A 540-nucleotide genomic window follows, 5' to 3' on the forward strand; every position below is an offset into this window, starting at 1 on the left:
TGGCTTCCGACCTTTACAGAAAACCTACAAATTCAAAGCTTCACGAGACCAAGTGAAACGCATGGATACTGGGTTAACTTATGATGCGCTAAAAGGGCAAGAAGTCGATGCTGCGCTCGTATTTGCAACAGATGGTCGTATCAAAGCATTCGGTTTTACCGTTTTAACGGATGACAAACAGTTCTTCCCTGATTACGCGATCACTCCTGTGGTTCGCCAAGAAACGCTAGATGCGAACCCAGAGCTTGCCGAGCAAATGAACGCGCTTTCTGCGGCGATCGATGGCGATACGATGTCGACTTTGAATCAACAAGTTGATGTGGAGCGACGTTCGATCTCAGAAGTCGCAAGCCAGTTCCTATCTGAGCATAACTTGGGGTAATACCATGACTATCCTGCAAGTCAGTGTGGCCCAAATCAACGCCCAGTTAGGCGATGTGAATGCCAATCTGAATACTCATCAGGATTACATAAAGCAAGCTGCGGCCTTGGGGTCGCAGCTATTGCTGTTTCCTGAACTCTCCTTGACCGGATACCGGC

2 protein-coding genes are annotated in these 540 nt (G+C 48.3%); both read left to right on the plus strand.

All coding sequences use genetic code 11. The features are described 5' to 3' along the window. On the plus strand, nt 1-382 hold a 382-nt coding region (locus tag R7Z50_RS30515), incomplete at its 5' end, for a glycine betaine ABC transporter substrate-binding protein (RefSeq protein ID WP_318150152.1). 4 nt (nt 383-386) lie between these two features. After that, nucleotides 387-540: nitrilase-related carbon-nitrogen hydrolase (locus R7Z50_RS30520; protein ID WP_318150153.1), on the plus strand; the 154-nt coding region annotated here is incomplete at its 3' end.

The organism is Vibrio sp. 1249-1 (genome assembly GCF_033340495.1).